Genomic DNA, 4,471 nt, shown 5'->3' with positions numbered 1-4,471 from the left:
CGCCGGCGGCCTGGTCCGCGTGTATAAGCACCGGGCCCGCGGGGTCTTCCCGGGGCGCCGCTACCGGGTGGCGGACGTACCGGTCGACGGGGAGCTGGGCGCCGGGGTGGCCGCGGCGGTGCTGGTGGCGGGGGCACGGCGACGGCGCGACACCCCCGGGGCCCCGGCTTCCGCGCCCGCGCCACCCTCCTCCTCGTCCTCGCCGCCCGCTCCGTGAGCGCTCGGCCCCGACCTGCCGGAGCCGCCGTCTCACCCCAGCCGTGCGAGCGCCGCGGTGACCGCCTCCAGGTCCGGGTCCGAGGCGAGACCCGCGTGGTACAGGCGCAGTTGATCCGCGCCGAGCGAGGCGGCGTGGGCCGCGTCGCGCTCCAGGGTGCGGGGGCTTCCGCCCATCCCGGTGACGATCCCGAAGTTGGCGGCGCGCACCCCGCCCCGCCCGGCGAACGGCCCCAGGACCGCTTCGCGTACGGCGTCGGACCCGGTGCAGGGCAGCACCACACCGTCCGCCACGGCGAGGACGTGGTCCGGCTCGACGCCGACGTTGGCCCCCGTGCGGTACGGGACGGGGTCGGCGTGCAGCAGCACCTGGAAGCCGGGCGGGGCCGCCGCCCGTACGGCTGCGACGGCCGCTTCCTGGAACGTACGGGCCACCCGGCCGCGCCGGCGCAGGGCGGCGTCCGCGTACTGCGGCCCGAGGAGCTTCGTGATGCCGTCGCGGCCGGACTCCGGGGAGCCGCCGCCGGACCAGGCCGGCTCCAGGCCGCGGCGTACGGCGGCGGACAACGCCTCCGGGTCGGCCCCCCCGTCCCCGTATCCCTCGCGGCACACGGCGCAGAAGCACAGCGACATCAGGAACTGCGCCGCGTCGCCGAGGCCGACTCCCGCGACCTTGTCGTGGGCGTGCAGGTGGGCGAAGCCGTACCAGCCGCAGGACTCCAGCTCGGTGCCGTGCGCGCCGGGCCGGACGGCCGCCTCCGCCGCGAGGTCCACGAGGTGGGCGCGCACGGCGGGGCGGGCGATGCAGGGGGCCCAGGGGTAGCGGTCGCCGTAGGCGTTGACCACCGAGGTGTCCGGGTGCTCCGCGCCGAGCCGCGAGTTGTGCGCGAGGACCACCCAGCTGTGCACCTCAAGGCCTGCCGCAGCCAGCGCCCCGGCGGCCTCCCCGTACGGATCGTCGCCGGGCGTCCAGCTCTGGCGGTACGGGGCGAGGGCCCGCCCGGCCCAGCGGTCCGGGTCCGGCGGGTAGAGGACGGCGGCGTGCTCGGCGGTCACGACGCGGTGGGCGGGGTGGCGGGGGGTCAGGGCCCGGGTGGAGTGGTAGGCCGAGGCCAGGGTGACCTGCTGGACGCCGAGGTCCGCGATGCGGGCGGCGGCGTCCGGATCGCCGACGACGTCCCACGGGTAGAGGAAGACGCCCGCCCTCACGCCCGGCCTCCCGGAGCGCCGTGCGCCTCGACGCCGTGCCCCTCGGCGGCCCGCTCCTCCAGCAGGCTGCGGCCGCTCGCGATGATCTCGATGAGGTCCTTGACGTGGGCGGCGAGTGGTTCGGTGAGCGGGGTGCGTACCTCGCCGACGTCCAGGCCCTGGAGCCGGACCCCGGCCTTGACCAGGGAGACGGCGTACCCGCGGCCCTTGGCGCGCAGTTCGACGAGCGGCCGGTAGAAGTGGTCGAGCAGCGCGTCGACCAGGGCGTCGTCGCCGGATTCCAGGGCCCGGTGGAAGGCGAGTGCGACGTCGGGCGCGAAGGCGAAGACGGCGGAGGAGTAGAGGGTGACGCCGATGCCCCGGTAGGCGAGGCCGGTGAGCTCGGCGGTGGGCAGTCCGTTGAAGTAGAGGAAGTCGTCGTCGGGCCGGTGGGTGCGGACCGCGCTGACGATGCGCTGCATGAGGTCGAGGTCGCCGAGACCGTCCTTGAGCCCGATGATGCCGGGGGTGCGGGCGAGGGCCACGACGGTCTCCGGGGTGAAGACCGCGTTGTCGCGCTGGTAGACGATCGTCTCCAGGCCGGTGGCCGCCGCGAGCGCCGCGTAATGGTTCAACAGCCCTTCCTGGTCGGCGACGACGAGATAGGGCGGCATGGCGAGAAGCCCGTCCGCGCCGGCCTCCTCGGCGGCCCGCGCGAACTCGACGGCGAGGGCCGTGCCGTAACCGGCCCCGGCGACGACCGGGATCCGCCCGGCGGTCTCCTCGACGGCGGCGGCGACCGCGAGGCGGAACTCCCCGGGGGCCAGCGCATGGAACTCGCCCGTGCCGCAGCAGGCGAAGACCGCCGCGGCTCCGGCGTCGATCCCGGCCCGCACGTGGGCGCGGAAGACGTCGACGTCGACGGCGCCGTCCGGACCGAACGCGGTCACGGGGAAGAAGAGCGGCCCGGCGACTTCACGGAGCCGGGCGGCAAGGGGGGCTGAGGTCACGGGCGCTCCCTGAGCAGATTCAGGCGTGCACAATTCTGATCGGCGTCCATATTTCTGAACAACGTAACGCTAAGCCAGCCTTCGACGACAGGTCAAGGCAGACGCAGCCTCTTGACGCCACCGATCACGCATCCCTACTTTGTCCACACATGTGAATGCTGGACAGCAAGCCGCACACCACCCGCGTACGCCCCGAGGAGACCCTCGTATGACCGCGCCCCGTACCGTCCTGCTCACCGGCGCCGCAGGCGGCCTCGGCACCCTGATGCGGGGGCTGCTGCCCGCGTACGGATACGACCTGCGGCTGTTCGACCTGGTCCCGGTGGAGGGCGTGCCCGGGGCGATCACCGCCGACCTGAACGACCGGGAGGCGCTGCGCGAGGCCGTGCGCGGGGTGGACGCGGTGATCCACCTGGCGGGCATCTCACTGGAGTCCACGTTCGACAAGATCCTCCGCGCCAACATCCAGGGCACGTACGCGCTCTACGAGGCGGCCCGCGAGGAGGGCGTCCCACGCATCGTGTCCGCCTCCTCCAACCACGTCATCGGCCACACCCCCCGCCCGGCCGCCGGTGATCCGCTGATCCCGCTGGACACGCCGCGCCGCCCGGACACCTACTACGGGCTCTCGAAGTGCTTCGGCGAGGACCTGGCCCAGCTCTACTGGGACCAGCACGGGGTGGAGACGGTCTCGGTGCGGATCGGGTCCTGCTTCCCGGAGCCCACCTCGGTGCGGATGCTGTCGGTCTGGATGAGCCCGGCAGACGGCGCCCGCCTCTTCCACGCGGCCCTCACCGCCGAGGGCATCGGCCACAGCGTCGTCTACGGCTCCTCCGCCAACACCCGCCTGTGGTGGGACCTGGGCCCGGCACGGGCGCTGGGCTACCGGCCACTGGACGACTCGGAGCCGTACGCCGCGAAGCTCGTCGCCGACCAGGGAGAGCTGGACCCGGACAATCCGGCGCACGCCTGCGTGGGCGGCCACTTCCTGACCGACCCGCCGATCTGGCCGCACTGAGCCGGAGGGCAGAAGGCGGCGAAGGCCCCCGGATCGGGCGCGGCGGGCGCGGGCAGCCGGCGGAAAATGCGGGCGACGCGGGGCGGCCGGGCGGGCAGGATACGGGCATGCCGAGACCTTCCGGATTCCAGTACGAACAGCACGCCGACCAGAGCGTCACCATCACCCACCACGGCCGGCCCGCGGGCACCCTGCGCGGCGGCCGGGCGGAGAAGTTCCTCGCCGAGGCGACATCGGGCGACGCCCAACTGGTGATGGCGCGCTGGACCGGCGCGTACAAGCACGGCAACGAGCGCACCGCCCGCAACCACCCGCGCAACCGCCGCTGAGTCCGATCGGGGCTCGGTTCGGAGACCGGCTCGGAGCCCGCTCCGACGGCCGCTCCGACGGCCGCTCCGACGGCCGAAAAGCATCTGGTGGACGGGCGCGAAGGTAAGGGAACGGCAAAGCCGGGTCGTTCGTTACCCCGTGCATGACCGCAATGACCCCCGGCTCGAACATTCCTCTCTCCGCCGCCCGCGTGGCGGTGGACGTCGCCGCTCCGGTGCGGCTCGACGTCTCGGGCCTGCTGCTCACCGCCGACGGCAAGGTGCGCTCCGACGACGACTTCATCTTCTACAACCAGCCCTCGGGCCCCGGCGTTACCTACCGCGCCGGCGGGGGCTCGGCGCCCGACGCGATCGTGGTGGACACCACCGCCGTCCCGCCGGGCATCGAGAAGATCGTCGTCACCGCGAGCCCGGACGCCGCGGGCCAGACCTTCCAGGGCGTCGAGCCCACCGCCACCGTGCGCAACGCGGACGACGGCAGCGCGCTCGCCACCTTCACCCCGCCGCAGCTGGGCGCCGAGACGGCGCTCGTGGTCATCGAGATCTACCTGCGCAACGGCGCCTGGAAGGCCCGCGCGGTCGGCCAGGGTTACGCCAACGGGCTGGCCGGGATCGCCACGGACTTCGGCGTCTCGGTCGAGGAGCCCGCCGCCCCCGTGGCGGTGGACGTCGCCGCTCCGGTGCGGCTCGACGTCTCGGGCCTGCTGCTC

At 74.1% G+C, this 4,471-nt stretch carries 5 protein-coding genes and 1 pseudogene; 4 read left to right on the top strand and 2 right to left on the bottom strand.

The annotated features are described in order from the left end of the window. Positions 1-217, top strand: a pseudogene (locus tag JS521_RS34120) (hypothetical protein); the annotation flags it as partial. Between the two features lie 32 nt (positions 218-249). Here JS521_RS34120 and JS521_RS34115 read toward each other — a convergent pair. Both JS521_RS34115 and JS521_RS34110 read right to left on the bottom strand, forming a co-directional pair. Continuing rightward, entirely contained in the window at positions 250-1,425 is a 1,176-nt protein-coding gene (locus tag JS521_RS34115) for a hypothetical protein (RefSeq protein ID WP_205086755.1), read from the bottom strand. Further along, positions 1,422-2,414 carry a 5-dehydro-4-deoxyglucarate dehydratase gene (locus JS521_RS34110; RefSeq protein ID WP_205086754.1) on the bottom strand — a complete coding sequence of 331 codons (993 nt, stop codon included), beginning with the start codon at positions 2,412-2,414 and terminating at the stop codon, positions 1,422-1,424. The genes JS521_RS34115 and JS521_RS34110 overlap by 4 nt, the downstream gene beginning before the upstream one ends. 208 nt (positions 2,415-2,622) lie before the next feature. Between JS521_RS34110 and JS521_RS34105 the strand changes: the two genes are divergently transcribed. The 3 genes from JS521_RS34105 to JS521_RS34095 form a co-directional block, all read left to right on the top strand. Next, a complete protein-coding gene (locus JS521_RS34105; protein ID WP_205086753.1) occupies positions 2,623-3,432 on the top strand; it encodes an NAD-dependent epimerase/dehydratase family protein in 810 nt (269 codons plus the stop codon). Between the two features lie 107 nt (positions 3,433-3,539). Next, on the top strand, positions 3,540-3,761 hold the full coding sequence (locus JS521_RS34100; RefSeq protein WP_205086752.1) for a hypothetical protein: 222 nt from the start codon (positions 3,540-3,542) through the stop codon (positions 3,759-3,761). A gap of 143 nt (positions 3,762-3,904) precedes the next feature. Then, on the top strand, positions 3,905-4,471 hold a 567-nt coding region (locus JS521_RS34095; RefSeq protein ID WP_205086751.1), incomplete at its 3' end, for a TerD family protein.

The sequence above is a fragment of the Streptomyces durocortorensis genome (assembly GCF_016901035.1).
Taxonomy (GTDB): Bacteria; Actinomycetota; Actinomycetes; order Streptomycetales; family Streptomycetaceae; genus Streptomyces; species Streptomyces durocortorensis.
Note: the sequence above shows the minus strand (reverse complement) of the source record. Positions and strands in the feature narration are given on the sequence as shown.

Coding starts and splice junctions, on each gene's coding strand:
- JS521_RS34105 (WP_205086753.1), top strand. CDS start 2,623: ATGACCGCGCCCCGTACCGTCCTGCTCACCGGCGCCGCAGGCGGCCTC.
- JS521_RS34100 (WP_205086752.1), top strand. CDS start 3,540: ATGCCGAGACCTTCCGGATTCCAGTACGAACAGCACGCCGACCAGAGC.